Origin of the sequence: Neobacillus sp. SuZ13, assembly GCF_030123365.1 — a bacterium.
Taxonomy (GTDB): Bacteria; Bacillota; Bacilli; order Bacillales; family Cytobacillaceae; genus Neobacillus.
In genome coordinates, this window is sequence record NZ_CP126107.1 from 1,805,671 (window position 1) to 1,831,324 (window position 25,654).

The window sequence follows — 25,654 nt, forward strand, 5'->3', positions numbered from 1 at the left end:
CATTTAGGAGTTGACCTTTTTGAAAAAAATTAGTTTATTGGGTGCCACTGGATCAATCGGCACCCAAACGTTAGATATTATTCGTGAGCATCCAACTGAATTTAGTGTTGCAGCCATTTCTGTTGGTAAGAATATTGATTTGGCTCGTAAATCGATTGTTGAGTTTCAACCTGAGCTTGTTTCTGTACAAGACTATCATGACTGTCATACATTAAAAGCAGAATTCCCTACAATTAAGTTTACATATGGTCAGGAAGGATTAATTGAGACTGCCGTTTATAAAAAAGCAGATATCCTTGTCAATGCTGTCATCGGCAGTGTGGGTTTAAATCCAACGCTGCAAGCGATTGAGAGCGGGAAAGTCATCGCAATTGCTAATAAAGAAACGCTTGTAACTGCTGGTCATTTGGTAATCGAAGCTGCTAAAAGAAATAATGTTCCACTCCTTCCTGTTGATAGTGAACATTCTGCCATTTTTCAAGCCTTGCAGGGGGAGAAAGAAAAAAATATTGAAAGATTAATTCTAACTGCTTCAGGCGGAAGCTTTCGTAATCTTTCCAGGCAAGAATTGAAAAATGTGACTGTAGAACAAGCATTAAACCATCCAAATTGGTCGATGGGTGCCAAAATCACCATTGATTCGGCATCGATGATGAATAAAGGTTTGGAAGTAATTGAAGCACACTGGCTCTTCAATATGCCATATGAAAAGATTGATGTATTGCTGCATAAAGAAAGCATCATTCATTCAATGGTTGAATTTCATGATAGCAGTATTATTGCACAGCTTGGTACACCAGATATGAGAGTACCAATCCAATTTGCACTCACCTATCCTGATCGCTTAGCATTGCCTACATCAAAGCGTTTGGATTTAGCAAGTATTGGGAAATTGCATTTTCAGGAAATGGATATGGCAAGATTCCGCTGTCTAGGTTTTGCCTATGAGGCAGGAATAAAAGGAGGCTCGATGCCTACCGTATTAAATGCAGCTAATGAAGTGGCTGTTGCAGCATTTCTAGACGGAAAAATTCATTTCTTGCAGATTGAGGATTTGATTGAAAAGGCATTAACTTCTCACCAAACCGTGGATCACCCTAGCTTAGCAGCTATCCAAGAGATAGATACAGAAACAAGACAGTATGTACGTTCACTTCTATAAAAAAAGGTGGTTTTAATTTGACTACAGTTATTGCCTTTATTGTGATTTTTGGCGCACTTGTATTCTTTCATGAATTAGGTCATTTGATTTTCGCAAAAAGGGCAGGTATTTTATGCCGTGAATTTGCCATAGGGTTTGGGCCAAAAGTATTTTCTCATAAAAAAGGGGAGACGACTTATACCATTCGCTTACTACCGATTGGCGGATTTGTCCGTATGGCAGGCGAAGACCCAGAAATAATTGAAATTAAGCCTGGATATCGAATTGGCCTGTTATTTGATAAGAATGAGAAAGTAAATAAAATCATCTTGAATAATAAAGAAAAATTTCCTAATTGCCGGATTGTTGAAGTGGAATATGCTGATATTGAAAAAGATTTAATCATTAAAGGATTTCCTGACGATGAAGATGAGGAATTAAAAACATTTGCCATTAACCCAGAAGCCGTCATCGTTGAAAATGGAGTTGAATCACAGATTGCTCCCATTGATCGCCAATTTGGTTCAAAAACATTGGGGCAAAGAACAATGGCTATTTTTGCTGGACCAATGATGAATTTTGTACTAGCATTCATTGTCTTTATTATTATTGCTTTTATTCAAGGTGTACCAACGAATGAACCTAAGTTAGGTGAAATCACTCCTGAAGGGGCAGCAATGGCTGCAGGTCTTAAAAAAGGTGATCTAATACAGACGATCAATGGTTCAGAAATAACTAGTTGGTCTGATGTTGTAGAAGTTATTCGGAAAAACCCAAATGAAAAACTCGATTTTTCAATTCGTCGTGACAACAAGGATTTAGATATCACTGTAACCCCAATTGAAAAAACGGTTGAAGGAAAGAAAATCGGACTAATTGGTGTCTATAGTCCAGTTGAAAAATCACCCGTTCAAGCGATAAAAGCAGGATTCACAGAAACCTATTTCTGGACCAAGCAGATTTTTGTGATGGTTGGTAAATTAGTAACGGGACAATTTTCAATCGATGCACTATCAGGACCGGTAGGTATTTACCAAGCTACTGATTCTGTTGCTAAATCTGGAATTTATTATTTAATGAAGTGGGCCGGGATATTAAGCATTAACTTAGGAATTATGAACTTATTGCCGATTCCCGCTCTGGATGGCGGCAGATTGATGTTTTTTGCTGTTGAAGCAGTTAGAGGAAAGCCAATTGATCGTCAAAAGGAAGGGATGGTCCATTTTATTGGATTTGCCCTACTCATGTTACTCATGCTTGTTGTAACATGGAATGATATTCAAAGGTTCTTCCTGTAAATATGATAAATTTTCTGTAAAATAAGGGGCCGTTAATCCGGTCCCTTATTTTTTTAAAGGCTATGTTAAGCTTATTGTATATTTTGGCCCCCTGTTGACCTTCGTTCCAGGCACGAAGACTCCTGCGGGAGGACGGGGCAGGGGAGACCCCACAGGAGCGCAGCGACGAGGAGAAAGAAATGCGGAAGCGCCTTGTACAGCCCCGACAAGCGCTGGAGGGCCTGACGTTGAAGTCGTTCTTTGACTTCAGCGGCAGGACCGAAGCGACCTCGAGTGGCTAGGCGCTGCAGCTGGACAAGCTCCCCGGACCGCCCGCGGAAAGCGAAGTGCCTGGAGCGGAAATCAACAGGCAAGTTTAACAGAGCCTTTTTAAAAGAAAACTTTTTAACTAAATTGGAGAATTTTTTCTGTCGATTAATGCCGAATCAAATCGACTCATATGATATAATTACTTTTTGACGAGATAAATAAAGTGATTTTTAATAGATGGGAGAGAGAACGATGAGCGAACATGCCCTAGGCAAAAAAGAGCGATTCCAACTCTTGCTCCAGCAGCTGCAATTAATTGAGGATGCTGTTGTAGTGCATTTCAACAATGCGCAAATAGATAGGTTATTAGTTGAAAAAAAGAATCGAAAGTGGCATTTTCAATTTTTACTCGAAAATATTCTTCCCTATAATATCTATGTTCTGTTTACGACACAACTTGAACGGACATTTTCAAATATCGCCACGATATCTTTCCAAATTAATGTAACAAATCAAACCATTTCATCTGAATTAATACGAGATTATTGGAGTTATAGCATTCAGCAAATAGATGGGATTGCTCCGCCTCTTTTAAAACTGTTGCATGAACAACTCCCTGAAGTGAATGGAAATAAACTAACAATTACGGTTCGTAATGATACAGAAGGACTTGCATTAAAGAGGAAATATGGTGAGGTAATCTCAAAAATATATCAATCGTTCGGGTTTCCTAGCCTTTCAATAGAGACGGACCTGAAAAATGTAGAAAAAAGTGATGAATACCAACAATTTTTACTTGCTAAGCAAAAAGAAGACCAAGAACGCGGACTGCAGGCAATGGTAGAATTGCAGAAAAAAGAAGCTGAAAAGGATCAAGCATCTGGAGAGCTGCCATCTGGACCACTTACTATTGGTCTTACGATTAAAGATAATAACGACTTCCGCACTTTGATTGATATTGTCGACGAAGAAAGAAGAGTAGCGGTGGAAGGTTACATCTTTGATGCTGAGATTCGTGAACTCAGGAGCGGTCGGTCTCTGTTAACATTTAAAATAACGGATTATACAAGTTCCATCATGGTAAAAATGTTTTCACGAGACAAAGAAGACGCTGCTCTCTTCCAATTAGTCAAGAAGGGTATGTGGGTAAAGGTTCGAGGAAGCATTCAAAATGATACCTTTGTCCGAGACCTCGTCATGATAGGCAATGATATTAATGAAATCAAACCGGCAGGTCGGAAGGATACGGCTCCTGAAGATGAAAAACGGGTTGAGCTCCATCTTCATACCCCAATGAGTCAAATGGATGCTGTCACACCTGTGAGTGCGTTGATTGCCCAGGCTAAAAAATGGGGGCATAAAGCGATTGCCGTAACTGATCATGCCGTTGCCCAATCCTTTCCTGAAGCATATGGTGCAGGGAAGAAAAATGATATTAAAATTCTTTATGGCGTTGAAGTAAACTTAGTAGATGATGGGGTGCCAATCGCGTATAATGATGCGCACCGTCAGCTTACCGAGGATACCTATGTCGTTTTTGACGTTGAAACGACTGGTCTCTCAGCTGTGTACAACACCATTATCGAACTAGCCGCTGTAAAAATACATGATGGAGAAATCATTGACCGTTTTGAATCCTTTGCCAATCCACATCACCGATTATCGGCAACAACAATCAATCTTACGGGAATCACCGATGACATGGTCCAAACTGCTCCGGAAATAGAAGAAGTTCTTCGGAATTTTAGAGAATGGGTCGGAGATTCTGTCCTTGTTGCCCATAATGCTTCCTTTGATATGGGGTTCCTAAATGTCGGCTATAAAAAAATAGGCTTTGATAAAGCCAATAATCCTGTTATTGATACGCTTGAACTTGGTCGATTCCTCTATCCAGAATTGAAAAACCATCGGTTAAATACGCTGGCAAAGAAGTTTGATATTGAATTAACCCAGCATCACCGAGCAATTTATGATGCAGAGGCCACTGGTTATTTACTTTTGAAAATGTTAAAAGATTCACTTGAAAAAGGAATCGAATATCATGATCAATTTAATGATAATATGGGTAAAGGTAATGCCTACCAACGTGCTCGTCCGTATCACTGTACATTATTAGCTCAAACTCAAGCAGGTTTAAAGAATCTGTTTAAACTTGTATCCATTTCCCACCTCGAATACTTTTATCGTGTCCCTCGATTGCCTCGTTCTGTTTTACAAAAATACAGAGAAGGGATTCTTGTTGGCTCTGGATGTAATAAAGGAGAAGTATTTGAGGGGATGATGCAAAAATCTCCTGAGGAAGTAGAAGGCGCTGCCCGCTTTTATGATTACATTGAAGTTATGCCAAAAGAAGTCAATGCACCGTTAATTGAAATGGAATTGGTTAGCGATGAAAAAGCAATGGAAGACATTATTTCGAAAATTGTTAACTTGGGGGATAAATTAGGACTTCCAGTCGTTGCCACAGGAAATGTTCATTACCTTAACGAAAATGATAAAATTTATCGCAAAATATTAATTAATTCCCAAGGTGGAGCTAATCCGCTCAACCGTCATGAACTTCCAGATGTACACTTTAGAACAACTAATGAAATGCTGGATGCTTTTTCCTTTTTAGGAAAAGAGAAGGCAAAAGAAATAGTCGTCACGAACACGAATAAAATTGCTGATATGATTGAAGTCATTAAACCAATTAAAGATGATTTGTACACACCGAAAATTGAGGGTGCCGATGAAGAAATGCGTGAAATGAGTTACGCAATGGCACGAAAAATATACGGTGATAACTTGCCAGAAATTGTTGAAGCCCGGTTAGAAAAAGAATTAAAAAGTATTATTGGTCATGGATTTGCCGTTATTTATTTAATTTCACATAAGCTAGTAAAAAAATCATTGGATGACGGCTACCTTGTAGGTTCCAGGGGGTCTGTCGGTTCATCACTGGTTGCGACCATGACAGAAATTACCGAAGTCAACCCGCTGCCGCCACATTATGTATGTCCAACGTGTAAGCATTCAGAGTTCTTTAATGATGGATCGGTTGGGTCTGGTTTTGATTTACCTGATAAAGATTGCCCGCAATGCGGCGGGAAATACCATAAAGACGGACACGATATTCCGTTCGAAACGTTTCTTGGATTTAAAGGGGACAAGGTTCCCGATATCGATTTAAATTTCTCGGGAGAATACCAGCCGCGTGCCCATAACTATACCAAGGTCCTTTTCGGAGAAGAATATGTTTATCGTGCCGGGACAATTGGTACGGTTGCAGATAAAACAGCTTTTGGTTATGTGAAGGCATATCAGCAGGACAACAATCTTCAACTCCGAGGGGCAGAAGTGGAACGACTAGCATCGGGCTGTACGGGTGTAAAAAGAACAACAGGACAGCACCCGGGGGGGATTATCGTAATCCCTGATTACATGGATGTTTATGATTTTTCACCAATTCAATTCCCAGCAGATGATAGAAATTCTGAATGGAAGACAACGCATTTTGATTTCCATTCCATCCATGATAATGTCTTAAAGCTCGATATTCTTGGACATGACGACCCGACTGTCATTAGGATGCTTCAGGACCTGAGCGGGATGGATCCAAAAACAATTCCAACTGACGACCCTGAAGTTATGAAGATCTTCAGCGGCACCGAGTCATTAGGCGTAACAGAACAGCAGATTATGTGTAAAACGGGGACATTGGGAATCCCTGAATTTGGTACGCGATTTGTTCGTCAGATGCTTGAAGATACAAAACCTACTACTTTTTCTGAATTAGTGCAAATCTCAGGTCTGTCACATGGTACCGATGTATGGCTGGGGAATGCACAGGAATTAATCCATAATAAAACATGTAATCTTAGTGAAGTAATTGGCTGCCGGGATGATATCATGGTTTACCTTATTTATCAGGGATTGGACCCTTCATTCGCTTTTAAAATTATGGAATCAGTGCGTAAAGGTAAAGGCTTAAGTGAAGAAATGGAAGCTGAGATGAGGAAAAACGAGGTTCCGGAATGGTATATTGACTCCTGTAAAAAGATCAAGTATATGTTCCCTAAAGCCCACGCTGCTGCCTATGTACTTATGGCAGTTAGAATTGCCTATTTCAAGGTTCATTTACCGCTTCTCTATTATGCCGCTTACTTTACTGTTCGTGCTGAAGATTTCGACATAGAAGCGATGTCGCGCGGTTCAGAAGCAATTCGAGCTAAAATTGAGGAAATCAATGCGAAAGGCTTGGAAGCATCAAACAAAGAGAAAAACTTATTAACGGTTTTAGAACTAGCCTTAGAAATGACAGAACGCGGCTTCGTATTTCAAAACTACGATTTATATAAGTCATCTTCATCTGAATTCATCATTGAAGGCAATACCTTAATACCGCCATTTAACTCGATTCCAGGTCTCGGAACAAATGCGGCCTATAATATTGTCAAAGCTAGGGAAACAGGAGAGTTTTTATCTAAAGAAGATTTGCAGCAGCGCGGAAAAGTATCTAAAACCATTCTTGAATATTTGGACAAACAAGGGTGCCTCGCATCCCTTCCAGAGCAAAACCAGTTATCGTTGTTTTAAATAGGAAAATACTTGACAAACGGCGAAGCTATTTGCATAAAAATGATGGTTATGGTATAGTTTTATTGGAAATACTAAGAAATACTCTCGTGAACAAGAGTGGGGAAACCCGCTCTTTCCTTTTTGTATACGACTTTTTTTCTTAGTATAACTTGATAAAACTTTCCGTGAACTACATACAATATGGGTGAAATTATCGGAAAAGGAGGTAGAGCATGAGCAAGGTAACGGAAGTTGTAGAAGAATTGGCTGCACCTATTTTTCAAGAACTTGGTTTAGAATTAGTGGAAATTGAGTATGTGAAAGAAGGGAAAAGTTGGTTTCTACGCGTATATATCGATAAAGACAACGGTGTTGATATTGAAGATTGCGGACTCGTTAGCGAAAAACTCAGCGAAAAACTCGATGAGCTTGATCCGATTCCCCATAACTATTTTCTTGAAGTTTCTTCACCTGGGGCAGAGCGTCCATTAAAAAAAGATAAAGACTTTCAAAAAGCAATCGGTAAAAATGTTTTTATCAAAACTTATGAACCAATCGATGGGGAAAAAAGCTTTGAAGGGACCTTATTAGAATTTGATGGACAGCATCTGAAAATTGAAATGAAGATAAAGACCCGTAAAAAGACGGTTGAACTTCCCTATGAAAAGGTAGCAAATGCGCGCTTAGCGGTTACTTTTTCGTAATGAAATTATAGGAAAAGATAGGGGGATACACAAAGATGAGCAGCGAATTATTAGATGCTCTTAATATACTGGAAAGAGAAAAAGGTATTTCCAGAGATGTAATCATAGACGCAATAGAAGCAGCACTTGTTTCGGCTTATCGCCGTAATTTTAATCAGGCCCAGAATGTTCGGATTGATATAAATTTACAGTCAGGATCGATGCGTGTTTTTGCTAGAAAAGAAGTGGTCGATCAAGTATTTGACCCTCGACTTGAAATTTCGGTAGAGGATGCTAGACAAATCTCACCAAATTATCAAGTTGAAGATGTTGTCGAAATGGAAGTCACTCCTAAAGATTTCGGACGGATTGCAGCTCAGACAGCTAAACAAGTTGTTACCCAGCGTGTTAGAGAAGCAGAACGAGGAATTATTTATTCTGAATTTATCGACCGTGAAGAAGATATTATGACTGGTATTGTTCAAAGATTGGACTCGAAATTCATTTATGTAAGTCTTGGGAAAATTGAGGCATTACTTCCAATGAATGAACAAATGCCGAATGAACGTTATAAACCTCATGATCGAATCAAAGTATTTATTACAAAAGTAGAAAAAACGACCAAAGGTCCCCAAATATTTGTTTCGCGGACACATCCAGGCCTCTTAAAACGTCTGTTTGAGATTGAAGTACCGGAAATTTATGATGGAACCGTTGAAATTAAATCAGTTGCTCGTGAAGCAGGAGACCGCTCGAAAATCTCTGTTCATTCAGATAATCCCGAGGTAGATCCTGTTGGTTCTTGTGTTGGGCCTAAAGGAGCTAGGGTTCAAGCGGTAGTTAATGAATTAAAAGGTGAGAAAATCGATATTGTTAAATGGTCAGGGGACCCAGTAGTATTTGTGGCAAATTCTCTTAGTCCGTCTAAAGTTTTAGATGTAATGGTGAATGAAAATGAAAAAGCAACGACTGTTGTTGTTCCTGATTATCAACTTTCATTGGCAATCGGTAAACGGGGACAAAATGCCCGCTTAGCAGCAAAATTAACAGGTTGGAAAATTGACATTAAATCAGAAACAGAAGCACGCGAAATTGGTATCTATCCGCGTGAAGAAACCATTAGGCTTTTTGATGATCAGGTTGAAAATGACTTTGATTATGAAGAAGAGCTAGATTAAAAAGTGAGGTGAATGATGAGTGAACCAAAAGAAAAAAGTTCCTATGCGTAAGTGTGTAGCAACCGGTGAAATGAAGCCGAAAAAAGAACTAGTTCGCATCGTTCGCTCAAAAGAAGGGGATGTATCCATCGACCTGACGGGGAAGAAATCCGGAAGAGGTGCCTACCTTTCAAAGGACAAGGAAGCAGTTTTACTTGCCAAGAAAAAAAATACCCTATCTAATCACTTACAGGTTTCTATAAATGATTCGTTATACGAAGAGCTACTTGAGCTTATAGAGAAGGAGAATTGACAATCCAAATGAAAGAGAATCAATGGATGTCATTGCTTGGCTTGGCCAATCGAGCACGTAAAATCATATCAGGTGAGGAGCTAACCGTGAAGCAGATTCAAAACGGAAAGGCACGCCTCATTTTATTATCCGCAGATGCTTCTGCAAATACGACAAAAAAAATTACTGATAAGTGTAATTCGTATGAGGTTCCATATAAATTTGTGGAAAATCGTCATCTTCTTGGCCAAGCGATTGGCAAGGAAGCCCGCGTTGTTGTAGCTGTACTGGATGATGGCTTTGCAAAAAAAATGGTAACGTTGCTCGATTAAATCTAGCGGGGGTGAAAAGATGAGTAAAATACGTGTATATGAATACGCAAAAAAACACAACATTTCAAGTAAAGAAATCATCACAAAACTAAAAGAAATGAATATAGAGGTCTCTAACCATATGGCAACAATAGAAGACGCAGACGTTAAAAAGCTTGACGCAGCATTCAGCAAAAAAGAAAACAACACGCCACAACAAATACAAGAGAATAAACAAAATGGACAGCAGTCACAACGAACTAACTCACGTCCAGGGCAACAGCAGCAACGTTCAAGCCAAAGGCCTGCTCAGTCAGCCCAAAGACCGCAAGTGCAAACCAAAACAGCAAAAGCATTTGAAGAAGCGGCCGATAATAATGTTGCTCCAACGAAAGTAAAAGTGGTCTCGCCTCCAAAAGCGGTAGAAGGCAAAAAGCAAAACCAGGAAAATCAATCCAAAGAGAATAAGGTCTTCAATAATGCTGATAAAGCAAAGTCCAGACCTTATAATAATAATCAAAATCGCAATAATAATAATAATAAAAATAAGAAGAAGACTCATACGCCAGTTCAACAATCACAACCACAGAAGAAAAAAGAGAAGGAACTTCCAGCTAAAATTACTTTTAGTGAATCTCTAACGGTTGGTGAATTAGCGAAAAAGATCTATCGTGAGCCTTCGGAAATTATTAAAAAGCTCTTTTTACTTGGAGTAATGGCAACAATTAACCAGGTATTAGATAAAGATGCAATTGAATTAATTGCAAGTGAGTATGGTGTTGAGGTTGAAGAAGAAATAAAAGTGGATACCACTGACCTTGAAGTTTACTTTACTGAGGATTCAGAGGATTCTCTTGTAGAGAGACCTTCTGTCGTCACAATTATGGGTCACGTTGACCATGGGAAAACAACCTTGCTTGACTCCATTCGAAACACAAAGGTAACGGAAGGAGAAGCTGGTGGGATTACGCAACATATTGGTGCGTACCAAGTTGTTGAAAATGGCAAAAAAATAACCTTCCTTGATACTCCAGGACACGCTGCCTTTACGACAATGCGTGCACGCGGAGCTAAAATTACCGATATTACCATTCTTGTCGTAGCTGCTGATGATGGTGTAATGCCACAAACAGTTGAAGCAATCAACCATGCGAAAGCTGCCGAGGTTCCAATTATTGTCGCAGTGAATAAAATGGACAAAGAAGCTGCCAATGCAGACCGTGTAATGCAGGAATTAACAGAACATGGGTTAGTTTCAGAGGCTTGGGGTGGGGATACTATCTTTGTTCCACTATCCGCAAAAACAGGTGAAGGAATCGATAATTTATTAGAAATGATCCTTCTTGTTGGTGAGGTAGAGGAATATAAAGCTAATCCAAACCGAAAAGCTGTAGGTACTGTAATTGAAGCTCAATTGGATAAGGGCCGTGGCTCTGTTGCAACTTTACTTGTCCAAAACGGTACATTAAAAATTGGTGATCCAATCGTAGTTGGTAACACGTTCGGTCGTGTACGTGCGATGGTAAATGACAAAGGCCGCCGCGTGAAAGAAGCAGGTCCATCCACACCGGTTGAAATAACTGGACTTAATGACGTGCCGCAGGCAGGGGACCGTTTCGTTGTATTTGAAGATGAAAAAACTGCACGTCAAGTTGGGGAAACAAGAGCTCAATCTGCATTGGTAGCCCAACGTGGTGAAAAATCGATTGTCAGTCTAGAAACGCTATTTGATCAATTGAAGCAAGGTGAGATGAAGGACCTAAATATCATCTTAAAAGCAGATGTTCAAGGTTCTGCTGAAGCCGTTGCCGCTTCATTACAGAAAATAGATGTTGAAGGTGTCAACATCAGAATTATTCATAGTGGCGCTGGTGCGATTAATGAGTCGGATATTAGTCTTGCCGCTGCATCGAATGCCATCGTCATCGGTTTTAACGTCCGCCCAGATGTTAATGCTAAACGTGCAGCAGAGGCTGAGAAAGTAGACGTTCGTCTTCACCGCATTATTTATAAAGTTATCGAAGAGATCGAAGCTGCTATGAAAGGTATGCTTGATCCTGAATTCCAAGAGAAGATTATTGGTCAGGCAGAAATTCGTCAAACTTTCAAGGTTTCAAAAGTTGGGACGATTGCTGGTTCATATGTTACGGATGGTAAAATTACCCGTGACAGTGGAATTCGTCTAATTCGTAACGGTGTTGTTACTTTTGAAGGTAATATTGATGCGTTAAAACGATTTAAGGATGACGTAAAAGAAGTATCACAAGGGTACGAATGTGGTATTACCATTAAAAACTTTAATGATGTGAAAGAAGGAGACATCATTGAAGCATATGTAATGGAAGAAATTGAACGTAAATGATCATCGGTGCAGCTGAATGCGAATGTATAATCTATGATGCGCATTCGTTAAAGGAGAAACGAGCGGTTTTACAAAGGATCCTAACTCGCTTAAAACAGAAATTTAATGTTTCTGTAGCTGAAGTAGGCTTTCAGGATGTGTGGCAGCGAACGAAAATTGCGATCGTTGTCGTCACTTCCACTCGTGTAAACACGGAACATGAGTTGAATAATGCGTTAAAATTAATTGACTCCTTTCCAGAGATAGAGAGAACGATCACCGAGATTGAATGGCTTTAAGTTAAGAGGTGAATGTGATGAGCCACAGAGCAAATCGTGTTGGAGAACAAATGAAGAAAGAACTGGGTGACATTATCGGTCGTAAAATTAAAGACCCCCGGATTGGTTTTGTTACGGTTACCGATGTTGAAGTATCAGGTGATCTACAACAAGCCAAAGTATATATTTCCGTATTAGGGGATGAAGAACAAAGGGAAAATACTTTAAAGGGTCTAGCCAAAGCGAAAGGCTTTATTCGGACCGAGATTGGCCACCGAATTCGTCTTCGAAAAACCCCTGAGATCATCTTTGAATGGGATGAATCGATCGATTACGGGAATCGAATCGATACACTTCTTCACCAACTGCATAAGGATGAAAAGCCTTTAGAAAATAGGGAAGAAGAATAACTGGATAGACATACGTCTATCCTTTTTTTAATATGAAAAGAATGTATAAGTTTTTGAACTAAGATTACTGTCTAGCTCCAGTGCCCTAGCGGCTAGTGTCCTTCGCTCTCCGCCCTACGATAAGTCAAGCACGAATACGCTAACACTCTTCGTGTTTCCTTTATCTCGGTTGGAGTGCTCCAGGCCATACGCCGCTGACCAGGGCACTTGCGCTTTTCTTTTTGGAGGTTATAGAGTGGAAGGAATACTACCTTTATTTAAACCAGCGGGACTAACATCACATGATTGTGTCTTTCGGTTACGGAAAATTTTAAAAACAAAAAAAGTAGGGCATACAGGCACACTGGATCCAGACGTCACAGGGGTACTTCCTATATGTATTGGAAAAGCAACTAAAGTGGCCGAATATATTACGGATGCAGGTAAAGCATACGAGGGAGAAGTAACTATTGGTTATTCAACAACAACGGAAGATGCTTCAGGTGAAACAGTTGCCGAGAAGTCAGTAACCAGGGTTATTCAACGGGAAGAAATTCTTAAAGTACTACAGTCATTAACTGGTGAAATTGAACAAACACCACCAATGTTCTCGGCAGTAAAAGTGGGTGGTGTCCGACTGTATGAATACGCGCGCAAAGGCATTGAGGTCGAACGTCCAACTCGGAAGGTAACGATTTATTCAATCGACTTATTAGACGATCAATCTGAATATATCGGTGAAACGATAAAATTTAAGTTTAGAGTCAGTTGCAGTAAAGGAACGTATATTCGAACCTTGGCTGTAATGATTGGTGAAATGCTTGGCTTTCCAGCACATATGTCATACCTGCAAAGAGTTCAATCAGCTTCTTACTCCTTAGAAGACTGCTTAACGTTTGAAGAGATTGAAAAACATATGGAAGCAGGAACGATTTCGAGTGTATTAAGGCCTCTAGAAACTGCACTTTCTCATTTGCCGAAACTCCAAATTAATGATAAAGTAGCAGAGAAAGTGAAAAATGGCGCATTATTACAAATGCCTGAACATTTAAAAACTAGTAACGGACCGATTATCGTTGAAACTGTAGATGGAATGGCTCTTGCTATTTATTCAAAGCATCCTAACAAGCCTGACCTCTTTAAACCAGTTAAAGTGTTACGAAATGATTTAGATTAAAAGGTACGGTATAGAAAAGGTGAGTTTCTTTTGGAAGTAATTAGGCTAAGATTCCCATTTAATAATGCAATTGATGAATATCCGCCTCTCTCAATGGCGTTAGGATACTTTGACGGTGTTCACCGTGGACATCAACAGGTTATTCTTGAGGCCAAAAATCAAGCTAAAGAAAAAGGAATTTGCAGTGCGGTGATGACATTTGACCCACATCCTTCCGTTGTATTAGGAAAAACAGATAAGCAGATTAAGTATATTTCCCCATTAACTGAAAAAATTAAGATAATTGAAGAACTAGGTATTGATTATTTATTTATTATTCATTTTAGTGTGGAGTTTGCTAATTTGCTGCCACAAGAATTTATTGACCAATATGTGATTAGCCTGAACGTAAGGCATGTGGTCGCTGGTTTTGACTTTACCTATGGACGAATGGGAAAAGGAACAATGGAAACATTGCCCTTTCATTCTAGAGAAAAATTTTCTTATTCAATTGTTCCAAAATTTACACAAGGTGAGGAAAAGGTAAGTTCAACCAGAATTCGCAAACTGCTTAAAGAAGGCAGGACCAACGAACTCTATTCATTATTAGGAAGATATTATACAACACCAGGCATCGTCATCCATGGTGATAAACGAGGAAGGACGATTGGTTTTCCTACTGCGAATGTAGATTTTAATGATGAGTATATTATGCCGCCTGTCGGTGTTTATGCAGTTCGAATGAAAGTACATTCAAAATGGTACACTGGCGTATGTAATATTGGCTTTAAACCTACATTTAATAAGGATGCATTCCTTCCTTCGGTGGAAGTTCACTTATTTGATTTTAATGAAAATATTTATGGTGAAAAAGTGATTATTGAATGGCATCTTCACTTACGTAATGAACAAAAATTTTCAGGAATTGAAGAGCTCGTCGCACAAATTGAACGTGATAAGCAAAATTCGCTTATTTACTTTAACAAATAAGAAATTCTTCTTAATTATCGTCTTAAAAGGTGTTTTTCCTACAATAAACTTTGTTATTGCCTTGCTTTTTGGCGTAAAAAGTTGTATTCTTATTAACGTATTAAAAATAACCTCTACTTGGCAAGACGAATCACCAACGCTTGCTCGGTATCAGGGGATTTGTAAAATTTAGGAGGTGAATCCGGATGGCAATCACTCAAGAACGTAAAAATGAACTTATCAATGAGTTTAAAACTCATGAAAGCGACACTGGATCTGCAGAAGTTCAAATCGCTGTCCTTACAGAATCAATCAACAATTTGAATGAGCACTTACGTACTCATAAGAAAGATCACCACTCACGTCGCGGTCTTTTGAAAATGGTTGGTAAACGTCGTAATCTTTTAACATTCCTACGTAACAAAGATGTTCAACGTTACCGTGTGTTAATTAATAAGCTTGGTCTACGTCGTTAGTTTACAGAAGCGGGATTATTCCCGCTTTTTTATTAGGTTAAAAAACTTTATTGCTAAATAAAGAATTTTTTATACATATTTTTAAGTCATGACTTTTTTGTGCATACTATTAAGGTGATTTGCATTGATAATATAAGCTTTTTAAGCTTTTTAATATTAGTTTAGAATGATGAGTACAGCGAGGGTAGAAATTTTCGCTTCATCCTCCTAAGTGATTTAGATAGAGAGGGGTAAAAATATGGAACAATTGAAACATGAGTATTCCATTGTTTGGGCAGGTCGTAAATTAACTGTCGAAATTGGACAATTAGCCAAACAGGCAAACGGTGCTGTCCTAGTTCGTTATGGGGATACAGCAGTATTGAGTACGGCAACAGCATCAAAAGAACCTAAAAACTTAGACTTTTTTCCATTAACTGTTAACTATGAAGAACGTTTGTATGCAGTTGGTAAAATTCCTGGGGGCTTCATTAAACGTGAGGGTCGTCCAAGTGAAAAAGCAATCTTAGCCAGCCGACTGATTGACAGACCTATTCGTCCACTATTTGCCGATGGGTTCCGCAATGATGTTCAAGTTATTAGTATTGTCATGAGTGTGGATCAGGACTGTTCAACAGAAATGGCAGCAATGTTTGGTTCTTCGTTAGCACTAAGTACTTCAGATATCCCATTTGAAGGGCCGATTGCTGGTGTCGTTGTTGGTCGGGTTAACAATGAATTTGTCATAAATCCAACCGTGGAACAAGCTGAAAAAAGTGATATTCATTTAACTGTGGCAGGTACGAAAGATGCCATCAACATGGTAGAGGCAGGGGCGTTAGAGGTTCCTGAGGAAACGATGCTTGAAGCGATTATGTTTGGTCATGATGAGATTAAGCGCCTCATTGAATTCCAAGAAAAAATCGTTTCTGAAATCGGAAAGCCAAAAAGAGAAATAACTCTTTATGAAATTGATAAGGACCTCGAGGCTGAAGTGAGGGAAATGTGTGAAGCTGATATGGTAAATGCCATCCAGGTTCAAGAGAAGCATGCCCGTGAAGACGCTATTAAAGAGGTGAAAAACCGAGTTATTGCTAAATATGAAGATCAAGAAGCAACGGATGAAGATTTAAAACAAGTTAAGCAAATATTGGACAAGATTGTTAAAGGTGAAGTACGTCGTTTAATTACAGTTGAGAAGGTTCGTCCTGATGGCCGTAAAATCGACGAAATCCGTCCGCTTTCTTCACAGATAAGTATTTTACCTCGCACACACGGTTCCGGTCTGTTCACACGTGGACAAACTCAGGCCTTAAGTATTTGTACACTTGGAGCAATGGGAGATGTACAAATTCTTGATGGACTTGGAATAGAGGAAGAAAAACGCTTTATGCATCATTATAATTTTCCTCAATTCAGCGTAGGTGAGACAGGTCCAATTCGTGGACCAGGTCGCCGTGAAATTGGTCATGGTGCCCTTGGTGAACGTGCACTTGAACCAATCGTTCCGTCTGAAAAGGATTTCCCATACACGATACGTCTTGTATCTGAGGTACTTGAATCCAATGGTTCGACTTCACAGGCAAGTATATGTGCTAGCACTTTAGCAATGATGGATGCTGGTGTACCGATTAAAGCTCCTGTAGCCGGAATTGCAATGGGTCTTGTGAAATCTGGTGAGCACTATACTGTGTTATCTGATATTCAAGGGATGGAAGATCATCTTGGAGATATGGATTTTAAAGTGGCCGGTACAGCTAAAGGGGTTACTGCCCTTCAAATGGATATTAAGATTGAAGGACTTTCACGTGAGATTTTAGAAGAAGCCCTTCAACAGGCAAAGGTTGGCAGAATGCATATTTTGGATTCAATGCTAGCTACGATTTCTGAACCAAAATCAGAGCTTTCGCAGTTTGCACCGAAAATCTTGACGATGACAATCAATCCAGATAAAATTCGTGATGTTATTGGACCTAGTGGAAAACAGATCAATAAGATTATTGAAGAAACTGGTGTTAAAATTGATATTGAGCAGGATGGTACAGTATTTATTGCCTCAACAAATCAAGAAATGAACCAAAAAGCCAAGAAGATCATCGAAGATATTGTTCGTGAAGTCCAAGTAGGCGAATTGTATCTTGGTAAAGTAAAACGAATTGAAAAGTTTGGAGCTTTCGTAGAAATCTTTGCTGGAAAAGATGGTCTTGTTCATATATCTGAACTTGCCGAAGAACGTGTCGGTAAAGTGGAAGACGTTGTCAAAATCGGGGACGAACTTTTAGTTAAAGTAACTGAAATTGATAAGCAAGGTCGTGTAAACCTTTCCCGAAAGGCTGTCTTAAAAGAACAGCGTGAAAAAGCCGAAGAAAACAAATAATAAGAATCTAAATAGTTAAGTCAGGGTAATTACCCTGGCTTTTTACATATGTAAATCATACACTTTTTTCTTTTAAATTTTGCAATATTGTATTGAAGAACCTGAAGTTCTACCTTGTCCCTTTTATACATAATCTTATGGAAAGGGGGAAAGTTAGATGAAAAAGGTTTCTATCATAATAATTATTTGTATTGTCGGATGGATCACAGTAAGTAATCCATTTGTTAGCGAATACTTAACAATTAAAAAGGAATCATCTTTGCCAGCAGCAAAAGTGTCAGACCCTCTTTACCAAAGTATTATTAAAAATGCCCATACATACGATATAGCGCCTAAAGATGCGACCATAGACAGGGTTTGGAAAGCAATTCCGGGCTATAATGGACGGAAGGTTGACATTAAAGCATCATATAAGAATATGAAAAGTAAAGGCGTTTTTAATGAAAAAAAACTTATCTTCACGCAAATAAAACCGAAGGTCCACCTCAAAGATTTGCCTCCATCCCCAATTTATAAGGGGAATCCGGATAAACCAATGGTATCATTTATTATTAATGTAGCGTGGGGGAATGAATATTTATCTGAAATGCTTGCTACGTTAAAAAGACATAATGTATCAGCGAGTTTTTTTCTGGAAGGAAACTGGACTAAAAAAAATCCCGATCTTGCTAAATTGATTGTTAGTTCAGGTCATGAAGTCGGCAATCATTCTTATTCTCACCCTGATATGAAACAACTGACTGCTGCGAGAGCCAGGGAACAAATAGTGAAAACCAACGAAATTATTGAAGCCGCTACTGGTAAGAAATGTGTTTGGTTTGCCCCTCCTAGTGGCAGCTATCGGGATGAAACCGTAAAAGTGGCCGCTGAATTTAATATGATGACCGTTATGTGGACGGTTGATACGGTTGACTGGAGAAAACCAACTCCTGATGCGCTTGTTTCCCGAGTCATGTCAAAAATTGATAATGGTTCAATGGTTCTCATGCATCCAACAGAGTCCACAGCAAAATCACTTGATCGCTTGATTACTCAAATTGAACAAAAAAACCTAAAAATTGGCACTGTTTCAGAATTATTGAGTGAAGAAAGAGTGGACCAATAATAATGGGTAAGAAATACTGAAAATTGGAGAAAATACACTATTATAAGTATAATGATAGATGGAGAATCAGCTGCGTTTATAGACTGGAGGAAGTCGATGATTAATAAATACACATGCCAAAATGGAGTAAGAATCGTTTTAGAAAATATTCCTACCGTACGTTCGGTAGCAATTGGTGTTTGGATAGGTACTGGTTCGAGAGATGAGAACCCCGTAAACAATGGTATTTCCCATTTTCTTGAGCATATGTTCTTTAAAGGCACTACAACTAGATCAGCAAAGGAAATAGCCGAATCCTTTGATAGTATCGGCGGGCAGGTGAATGCGTTTACCTCTAAGGAATATACATGCTATTATGCTAAAGTCCTTGATACACATTCCCAATTTGCATTAGATGTACTCGCGGATATGTTCTTCAACTCAACATTTGTTGAGGAGGAATTAAACAAAGAGAGAAACGTAGTTTTAGAAGAAATAAAAATGTATGAAGATACTCCAGATGATATCGTTCATGATTTATTAAGCAGAGCAGTATTTGGTGATCACCCACTTGGCTATCCGATCCTAGGTACAGAGGAAACACTTAATACGTTTACTGGAGAAACACTGAAGGAATATATCCATGAGCGATATACTCCAGAAAATGTGGTCATTTCGATTGCTGGAAATGTATCCGATGCATTTATTAAAGAGGTCGAAAAGTATTTTGGATCTTATAAAGGTGCGGACCAACAAGTAAATGAAAATATTCCAACCTTTCATTCGAATCAAATTTCTCGTAAAAAAGAAACTGAGCAGGCCCATTTATGCATCGGTTTTGAAGGATTAAAGGTGGGGCATGAAGACATTTACAGCTTAATTACTTTAAATAATATATTAGGCGGAAGTATGAGTTCGAGATTGTTCCAAGAGGTTCGTGAGCAAAGGGGCTTAGCATATTCAGTATTCTCTTACCATTCTGCATACCAAGATAGTGGGATTGTGACAGTATACGGCGGAACTGGTGCGAAACAGCTAAATGTATTATTTGAAACCATCCAAGAAACACTTAATACATTAAAGCGGGATGGGATTACCGAAAGGGAATTAACTAATAGTAAAGAGCAGCTTAAAGGCAGTTTAATGCTAAGTCTTGAAAGCACAAATAGCCGGATGAGCCGTAATGGGAAAAATGAACTTTTATTAAAACGACACCGTTCCCTTGATGAAATAATTGAACAGATTGATTCAGTTACAAAAAACGGAGTAGATGAAATGGCAAGAAATATCTTTACAGATAAATATTCTGTAACATTAATAAGCCCAGACGGAGAATTTCCTAATAAACTTTCATAATAAGATGAGGTATTCCATTTAGAGGGATACCTCTTTTTTTAGATGGAAAACTCCACTTCTTAGCTCTGCAAGCTTTTCTTTAGTCTAAATAAGGACTTCCTCTTATAAACTAATTGTAGGGAGAAGGAAGGGGGCTATTGCATTGAGATTGAGTGAATTAAGCGGAAAAGAAATAGTGGATGTTAAAAAGGCAGAACGACTGGGAGTACTCGGGCAAACCGATTTAGAAATTAATGAAGGGACAGGACAAATTCAGGCATTGCTTATTCCTTCTATAAAATGGTTTGGTTTTCGTAAACAAGGGGAAGAAATTAGGGTTCCGTGGCAGCATATAAAAAAAATAGGCTCTGATATGATCATTATCGATGTACCAGACGAAGATTAAAACACAAACCTAAGTTGGCCCAAGCAAGTTTCATCTTGCTTGGGCTTTTTTTATTTAGTACGTATGGAAAACTCACCGAATGAAGAGAACCGACATAAGATGGTGAAGTGATATAAAGAAAAGGATTCTTAGAAGGATTTTTAAAAAAAAGAAGGTGAATGTTTTCATGCTGACAGGGATGCAGATTGCCGTGATTGGCGGGGATGCCAGACAGCTGGAAATCATCCGCAAGTTAACCGAATTAGATGCGAGATTATCGCTTATTGGTTTTGAACAACTTGACCATGCCTTTACTGGTGCCGTCAAGGAAAAGTTGGATGAAGTCGATTTTTCAAATATGGATACCCTTATCCTGCCAGTTCCCGGTACAAATTTAGAAGGTCAGGTAGAAACAATCTTTTCAAATGAAAAGGTTATTTTGACAGGAGATTTGCTTGCAAAGACACCTGAGCATTGTACGATTTATTCCGGAATTAGCAATTCCTATTTAAATGGAATTACTAAGGAAGCTAAACGAACTCTTATTCAATTATTTGAAAGGGATGATGTGGCCATCTACAATTCAATTCCGACGGTTGAAGGGACTATTATGATGGCGATTCAACATACTGATTTTACAATACATGGGTCGAATATTACGGTTCTAGGCTTAGGGAGAGTGGGTATGAGTGTGGCAAGAACTTTTGCGGCACTAGGAGCAAAAGTTAAGGTAGGAGCAAGGAAAAGTGAGCATTTAGCAAGGATTACTGAGATGGGATTAACACCATTCCATTTAAATAATCTAGTTAATGAAGTGAAAGACACCGATATTTTAATAAATACAGCACCACATTTGATCGTAACAGCGATGGTTATTTCAAAAATGCCTTCACATACGCTCATTATTGACTTGGCATCCAAACCAGGAGGTACTGATTTTCGTTATGCAGAAAAAAGAGGGATTAAAGCATTGCTAGCACCGGGGCTGCCGGGAATTGTCGCTCCGAAAACGGCAGGTCAAATTTTAGCCAATGTTCTTGCCCAACTGCTTCAAGATGATTTAAGAAAGCGAAAGGGGAAAGTGAAATGAGTTTAAAAGGTAAAAGAATTGGCTTTGGCTTAACCGGCTCGCATTGTACGTATGACGCTGTATTCCCAGAAATTGAAAAGTTAGTGCAAGCCGGTGCAGAGGTAATGCCAGTCGTGACTTTTACAGTTAAAAATACAGATACCCGCTTTGGAAAAGGGGAAGATTGGATCCAAAGAATTGAGGATTTAACAGGAAACAAAGTAATCGACTCCATCGTAAAAGCAGAGCCGCTTGGACCAAAAATTCCTTTAGATTGTATGGTAATTGCTCCATTAACAGGGGTTTCAATGAGTAAATTCGCTAATGCCATGAATGATAGCCCAGTGTTAATGGCAGCAAAAGCAACACTGCGTAATTTAAAGCCTGTGGTGCTGGGGATTTCTACAAATGATGCACTGGGTTTAAATGGGGTAAATTTAATGAGATTAATGGCTACCAAGAATATATACTTTATTCCGTATGGTCAGGATGACCCAATTAAAAAGCCCAATTCGATGGTTGCGAGAATGACCCTGCTTACAGAAACGGTAGAAGCAGCAATCGAAGGTAAACAAATTCAACCTGTATTAGTTGAAAGATATAAAGATTCTGACTAATAATTCCCTCATTCATCAAAATAGGTTATTTCTTTAAAGGAATATGTTAAAATAAATTATTCAATCATCAGTGGGAAAATTCAACCCACTGATGAGATAATAAAATAATTATTAAACAAAGCTGGATGTTATATATGGCAATTTCCTTTTAAAGTATGATAACCAGTAATGTACAACGATGAATATGGAAGGGGAACTAGTAATGACACAACAAAATGGATTTCACGTTGCTGTTGTTGGAGCAACAGGAGCAGTAGGACAACAAATGATACAAACATTAATGAAAGAGAACTTCCCAATCAGAAAACTTACCCTATTATCTTCAGCTCGTTCAGCAGGGAAAAAAGTAGAAGTTAATGGACAGGAATATACGATTGAAGAAGCTAAGCCTGAGAGTTTTGAAGGCGTTGAGATAGCCCTTTTTAGTGCAGGAGGCAGTGTTTCTAAGGAGCTTGGTCCAGAAGCAGTTAAGCGTGGTGCGATCGTGGTGGACAACACTAGTGCGTTTAGAATGGATGAGAATACCCCTTTAGTTGTCCCTGAAGTGAACGAAGAGGACCTTCATCAACATAATGGAATTATTGCTAACCCCAATTGTTCCACTATTCAAATGGTTGTTGCCCTTGAGCCAATTCGTCAACAATTTGGTTTGAAAAAGGTGATCGTCTCCACTTATCAAGCTGTTTCTGGTTCAGGTGCTGCAGCTGTGGAGGAATTAATGCAGCAAACGCAGTCAATCTTAAACGGAGAAGCATATGAACCAAAGATTTTACCAGTGAAGTCAGATAAAAATCACTATCAAATTGCTTTTAACGCGATTCCACAAATTGATAAATTTCAAGATAACGGATATACATTTGAAGAGATGAAAATGATTAATGAAACCAAAAAAATCATGCATTTACCAGAGTTACAGGTTTCGGCAACTTGCGTTCGGCTTCCTGTAGCAGTTGGTCATTCTGAATCAGTTTATTTTGAAATTGAAGCGGATGATGTTAGTGCGAATGACATTAAAGCATTGTTAAAGGATGCTCCAGGTGTTATTTTACAAGATGATCCAGAAAATCAACTATATCCAATGCCTGCAAATTGCGTTGGGAAAAATGATGTTTTTGTCGGTAGAATTAGAAAAGATATCGATGAATCTCGTGGTTTTCATATGTGGGTTGTCTCTGATAACTTGCTTAAAGGAGCAGCATGGAACTCTGTCCAAATCGCAGAAAGTTTAGTAAAATTAGGTATTGTAAAATAAAGTTACATCACAAAGGCAGGTTTTGGTGTCCCCATGAAAATTATTGTTCAAAAATTTGGCGGTACATCTGTTAAAGATGAAGAAAGCAGAAAATATGCTCAAGGCCATATCGAAAAAGCCTTAGCTGATGGCTATAAAGTGGTAGTTGTTGTTTCCGCGATGGGAAGAAAAGGTGATCCTTATGCAACAGATTCATTACTTTCTTTAGTCGGTGGAAATTTAAGTAAAATATCAAAACGCGAACATGATCTATTATTGTCATGTGGTGAAGTTATTTCCAGTGTAGTGTTTGTTAATATGTTACTAGAGAGCGGAATAAATGCTGTATCATTAACAGGTGCACAAGCAGGTTTCCGTACAAATAATGACCATACAAATGCAAAAATTATTGATATGCAATGTGATCGGTTGCTTAGTGAGTTAGAGAGTAATGATGTTGTCGTGGTAGCAGGCTTTCAAGGAGCGGCAAAAAATGGTGATATGACAACCATTGGCCGGGGTGGAAGTGATACTTCAGCGGCTGCCTTAGGAGCTGCCCTAAACGCTGAATATATTGATATATTTACAGATGTGGAAGGAATTATGACAGCCGACCCGCGTATTGCTGAAAATGCACGACCGCTATCTGTTGTAACTTACACTGAAGTATGTAATATGGCTTATCAAGGGGCAAAGGTCATTCACCCTAGGGCAGTTGAAATCGCTATGCAGGCTAAAGTTCCAATCCGGATTCGCTCGACTTATTCTGATAATTTAGGAACATTAGTTACTTCCTTAAATAAAAATAATCGTGGCAGTGATATCAAGGAACGAGTTGTTACCGGAATCGCCCATGTTTCAAATGTTACGCAAATTAAAGTCTTTGCAAAAAAGGATCAATATTACTTGCAGGCTGAAGTTTTTAAGGCAATGGCCAATGAAGGAATCAGTGTAGATTTTATCAATATTTCTCCTAATGGAGTGATCTATACAGTTACGGAAGAAATGACGGACCGTGCAATTACAGTTCTAAATGAATTAGGCCATGACCCCGTCGTTGAGCGTCATTGTGCGAAGGTTTCTGTAGTTGGTGCAGGAATTGCCGGTGTCCCTGGCGTTACCTCCCAAATCGTGACTGCCTTATCGGATTATGGGATTCGTATATTGCAATCTGCAGATAGTCATACTACGATTTGGGTACTTGTAAAGCAGGAGGACTTAGTAAAATCGGTTAATGCCCTTCACGACGCCTTTCAGTTAGAAGATGAATCAGTAGAATTTAATTATACTGATTTATAAAAGTTATCTTCAAATGAATAGTAAATCCCTTAGATGAATGTGGATTTAATTATGCTTGACGGTATTGAGAGGAGTAGAAATATGGTTCATTTCGGGCGAGTATCGACTGCAATGGTAACTCCCTTTGATAAAAAAGGTCATATTGACTTTGCTAAAACCACGCAATTAGTGAATTATTTAATTGAAAATGGAACAGATTCCCTTGTAATTGCAGGAACTACTGGTGAATCACCAACCTTAACAAAAGAAGAAAAACTGGCATTATTTGATCATGTTGTTAAAGTTGTAAATAAACGCATTCCTGTAATAGCAGGAACAGGAAGCAATAATACCTACGCATCCATTGAATTGACAAAAAAAGCTGAGCAGCTGGGTGTCGATGCGATTATGATTGTTGCCCCTTATTATAATAAACCAAATCAAGAAGGCCTGTATCAGCATTTTAAGGCTGTTGCAGAAGCAACTGTCTTGCCGGTAATGGTTTACAACATACCTGGCCGTTCTGCAGTTAATATCCATCCTGAGACCATTATTCGACTTTCAAAGATAGCGAATATTGTTGCGGTTAAGGAAGCAAGCGGTGATCTTAATGCTATGACACATATCGTTGCAAATACAGATGATGATTTTGTTTTATATAGTGGGGATGATAGTATGACAATCCCTGTTCTTTCTATTGGCGGGGTAGGTGTAATTTCGGTTGCATCACACGTAATTGGGAATCAGCTGCAGGAAATGGTTAAAGCATTTTTTAACGGTGAAAATGAAAAGGCTGCTAAAATGCACCAACAGCTTCTCCCAGTTATGCAAGGTTTATTTGCTGCTCCGAGTCCTGCTCCTGTAAAAACAGCGTTACAGATATCAGGATTAGATGTCGGGTCAGTAAGGCTCCCACTCGTAGGGCTGACAGAAGAAGAACGTACAACATTAATTACTCTATTAAAACAATTAAAATGAATTGAAAAAGCCAACCGAAAG

General features: G+C 38.9%; 22 protein-coding genes. All 22 read left to right on the forward strand.

The window, feature by feature from the left end:
* The first annotated feature begins 19 nt into the window (after positions 1–19).
* The 22 genes from dxr to dapA all read left to right on the forward strand — a co-directional run bounded on the left by dxr (position 20) and on the right by dapA (position 25,633).
* Entirely contained in the window at positions 20–1,162 is a 1,143-nt protein-coding gene (gene dxr / locus QNH17_RS08795; protein WP_283878318.1) for a 1-deoxy-D-xylulose-5-phosphate reductoisomerase, read from the forward strand.
* Positions 1,163–1,179: 17 nt separating this feature from the next.
* On the forward strand, positions 1,180–2,439 hold the full coding sequence (gene rseP, locus QNH17_RS08800; RefSeq protein WP_283878319.1) for an RIP metalloprotease RseP: 1,260 nt from the start codon (positions 1,180–1,182) through the stop codon (positions 2,437–2,439).
* Between the two features lie 501 nt (positions 2,440–2,940).
* The gene (locus QNH17_RS08805) at positions 2,941–7,266 is read left to right on the forward strand and encodes a PolC-type DNA polymerase III (protein WP_283878320.1); all 4,326 of its coding nucleotides are present in this window, start codon (positions 2,941–2,943) and stop codon (positions 7,264–7,266) included.
* Between the two features lie 215 nt (positions 7,267–7,481).
* Complete coding sequence (gene rimP / locus QNH17_RS08810) at positions 7,482–7,952, forward strand: ribosome maturation factor RimP (RefSeq protein ID WP_283878321.1); 471 nt, start codon at positions 7,482–7,484, stop codon at positions 7,950–7,952.
* 35 nt (positions 7,953–7,987) lie between these two features.
* The gene (gene nusA, locus QNH17_RS08815) at positions 7,988–9,109 is read left to right on the forward strand and encodes a transcription termination factor NusA (RefSeq protein ID WP_283878322.1); all 1,122 of its coding nucleotides are present in this window, start codon (positions 7,988–7,990) and stop codon (positions 9,107–9,109) included.
* Between the two features lie 19 nt (positions 9,110–9,128).
* Positions 9,129–9,401 (forward strand): RNase P modulator RnpM, encoded by a 273-nt coding sequence (gene rnpM, locus QNH17_RS08820; RefSeq protein WP_026566468.1) that lies wholly within the window; start codon positions 9,129–9,131, stop codon positions 9,399–9,401.
* An 8-nt stretch (positions 9,402–9,409) separates the two neighbouring features.
* Complete coding sequence (locus QNH17_RS08825; protein WP_283879464.1) at positions 9,410–9,712, forward strand: YlxQ family RNA-binding protein; 303 nt, start codon at positions 9,410–9,412, stop codon at positions 9,710–9,712.
* Positions 9,713–9,731: 19 nt separating this feature from the next.
* Positions 9,732–12,053 carry a translation initiation factor IF-2 gene (gene infB / locus QNH17_RS08830; RefSeq protein ID WP_283878323.1) on the forward strand — a complete coding sequence of 774 codons (2,322 nt, stop codon included), beginning with the start codon at positions 9,732–9,734 and terminating at the stop codon, positions 12,051–12,053.
* Complete coding sequence (locus QNH17_RS08835; protein WP_098571697.1) at positions 12,050–12,331, forward strand: DUF503 domain-containing protein; 282 nt, start codon at positions 12,050–12,052, stop codon at positions 12,329–12,331. Before infB ends, QNH17_RS08835 begins: the two co-directional genes overlap by 4 nt.
* Positions 12,332–12,348: 17 nt before the next feature.
* Positions 12,349–12,720, forward strand: coding sequence for a 30S ribosome-binding factor RbfA (rbfA, locus tag QNH17_RS08840; RefSeq protein ID WP_283878324.1), 372 nt, complete (start codon positions 12,349–12,351; stop codon positions 12,718–12,720).
* 235 nt (positions 12,721–12,955) lie between these two features.
* On the forward strand, positions 12,956–13,876 hold the full coding sequence (truB, locus tag QNH17_RS08845) for a tRNA pseudouridine(55) synthase TruB (RefSeq protein WP_283878325.1): 921 nt from the start codon (positions 12,956–12,958) through the stop codon (positions 13,874–13,876).
* Between the two features lie 30 nt (positions 13,877–13,906).
* A complete protein-coding gene (gene ribF, locus QNH17_RS08850; protein ID WP_283878326.1) occupies positions 13,907–14,845 on the forward strand; it encodes a bifunctional riboflavin kinase/FAD synthetase in 939 nt (312 codons plus the stop codon).
* Between the two features lie 185 nt (positions 14,846–15,030).
* A complete protein-coding gene (gene rpsO, locus QNH17_RS08855; protein ID WP_026566475.1) occupies positions 15,031–15,300 on the forward strand; it encodes a 30S ribosomal protein S15 in 270 nt (89 codons plus the stop codon).
* A gap of 238 nt (positions 15,301–15,538) precedes the next feature.
* Positions 15,539–17,656: a polyribonucleotide nucleotidyltransferase gene (gene pnp / locus QNH17_RS08860; RefSeq protein WP_283878327.1), complete on the forward strand. Its 2,118-nt coding sequence runs from the start codon at positions 15,539–15,541 to the stop codon at positions 17,654–17,656.
* A gap of 157 nt (positions 17,657–17,813) precedes the next feature.
* Positions 17,814–18,761, forward strand: a complete 948-nt coding sequence (locus QNH17_RS08865; RefSeq protein ID WP_283878328.1) for a polysaccharide deacetylase family protein — start codon at positions 17,814–17,816, stop codon at positions 18,759–18,761.
* A gap of 96 nt (positions 18,762–18,857) precedes the next feature.
* Positions 18,858–20,096 carry a M16 family metallopeptidase gene (locus QNH17_RS08870; protein ID WP_283878329.1) on the forward strand — a complete coding sequence of 413 codons (1,239 nt, stop codon included), beginning with the start codon at positions 18,858–18,860 and terminating at the stop codon, positions 20,094–20,096.
* A 142-nt stretch (positions 20,097–20,238) separates the two neighbouring features.
* Entirely contained in the window at positions 20,239–20,481 is a 243-nt protein-coding gene (locus QNH17_RS08875) for a YlmC/YmxH family sporulation protein (protein WP_088086400.1), read from the forward strand.
* A gap of 166 nt (positions 20,482–20,647) precedes the next feature.
* Positions 20,648–21,550: a dipicolinic acid synthetase subunit A gene (gene dpaA, locus QNH17_RS08880; protein ID WP_144549075.1), complete on the forward strand. Its 903-nt coding sequence runs from the start codon at positions 20,648–20,650 to the stop codon at positions 21,548–21,550.
* The gene (dpaB, locus tag QNH17_RS08885; protein ID WP_026566481.1) at positions 21,547–22,146 is read left to right on the forward strand and encodes a dipicolinate synthase subunit B; all 600 of its coding nucleotides are present in this window, start codon (positions 21,547–21,549) and stop codon (positions 22,144–22,146) included. The genes dpaA and dpaB overlap by 4 nt, the downstream gene beginning before the upstream one ends.
* Positions 22,147–22,348: 202 nt before the next feature.
* Entirely contained in the window at positions 22,349–23,398 is a 1,050-nt protein-coding gene (gene asd / locus QNH17_RS08890; protein ID WP_283878330.1) for an aspartate-semialdehyde dehydrogenase, read from the forward strand.
* A gap of 33 nt (positions 23,399–23,431) precedes the next feature.
* Positions 23,432–24,676, forward strand: coding sequence for an aspartate kinase (gene dapG, locus QNH17_RS08895; RefSeq protein ID WP_283878331.1), 1,245 nt, complete (start codon positions 23,432–23,434; stop codon positions 24,674–24,676).
* An 81-nt stretch (positions 24,677–24,757) separates the two neighbouring features.
* Positions 24,758–25,633 carry a 4-hydroxy-tetrahydrodipicolinate synthase gene (dapA, locus tag QNH17_RS08900; RefSeq protein ID WP_283878332.1) on the forward strand — a complete coding sequence of 292 codons (876 nt, stop codon included), beginning with the start codon at positions 24,758–24,760 and terminating at the stop codon, positions 25,631–25,633.
* The last annotated feature ends 21 nt before the right edge of the window (positions 25,634–25,654 follow it).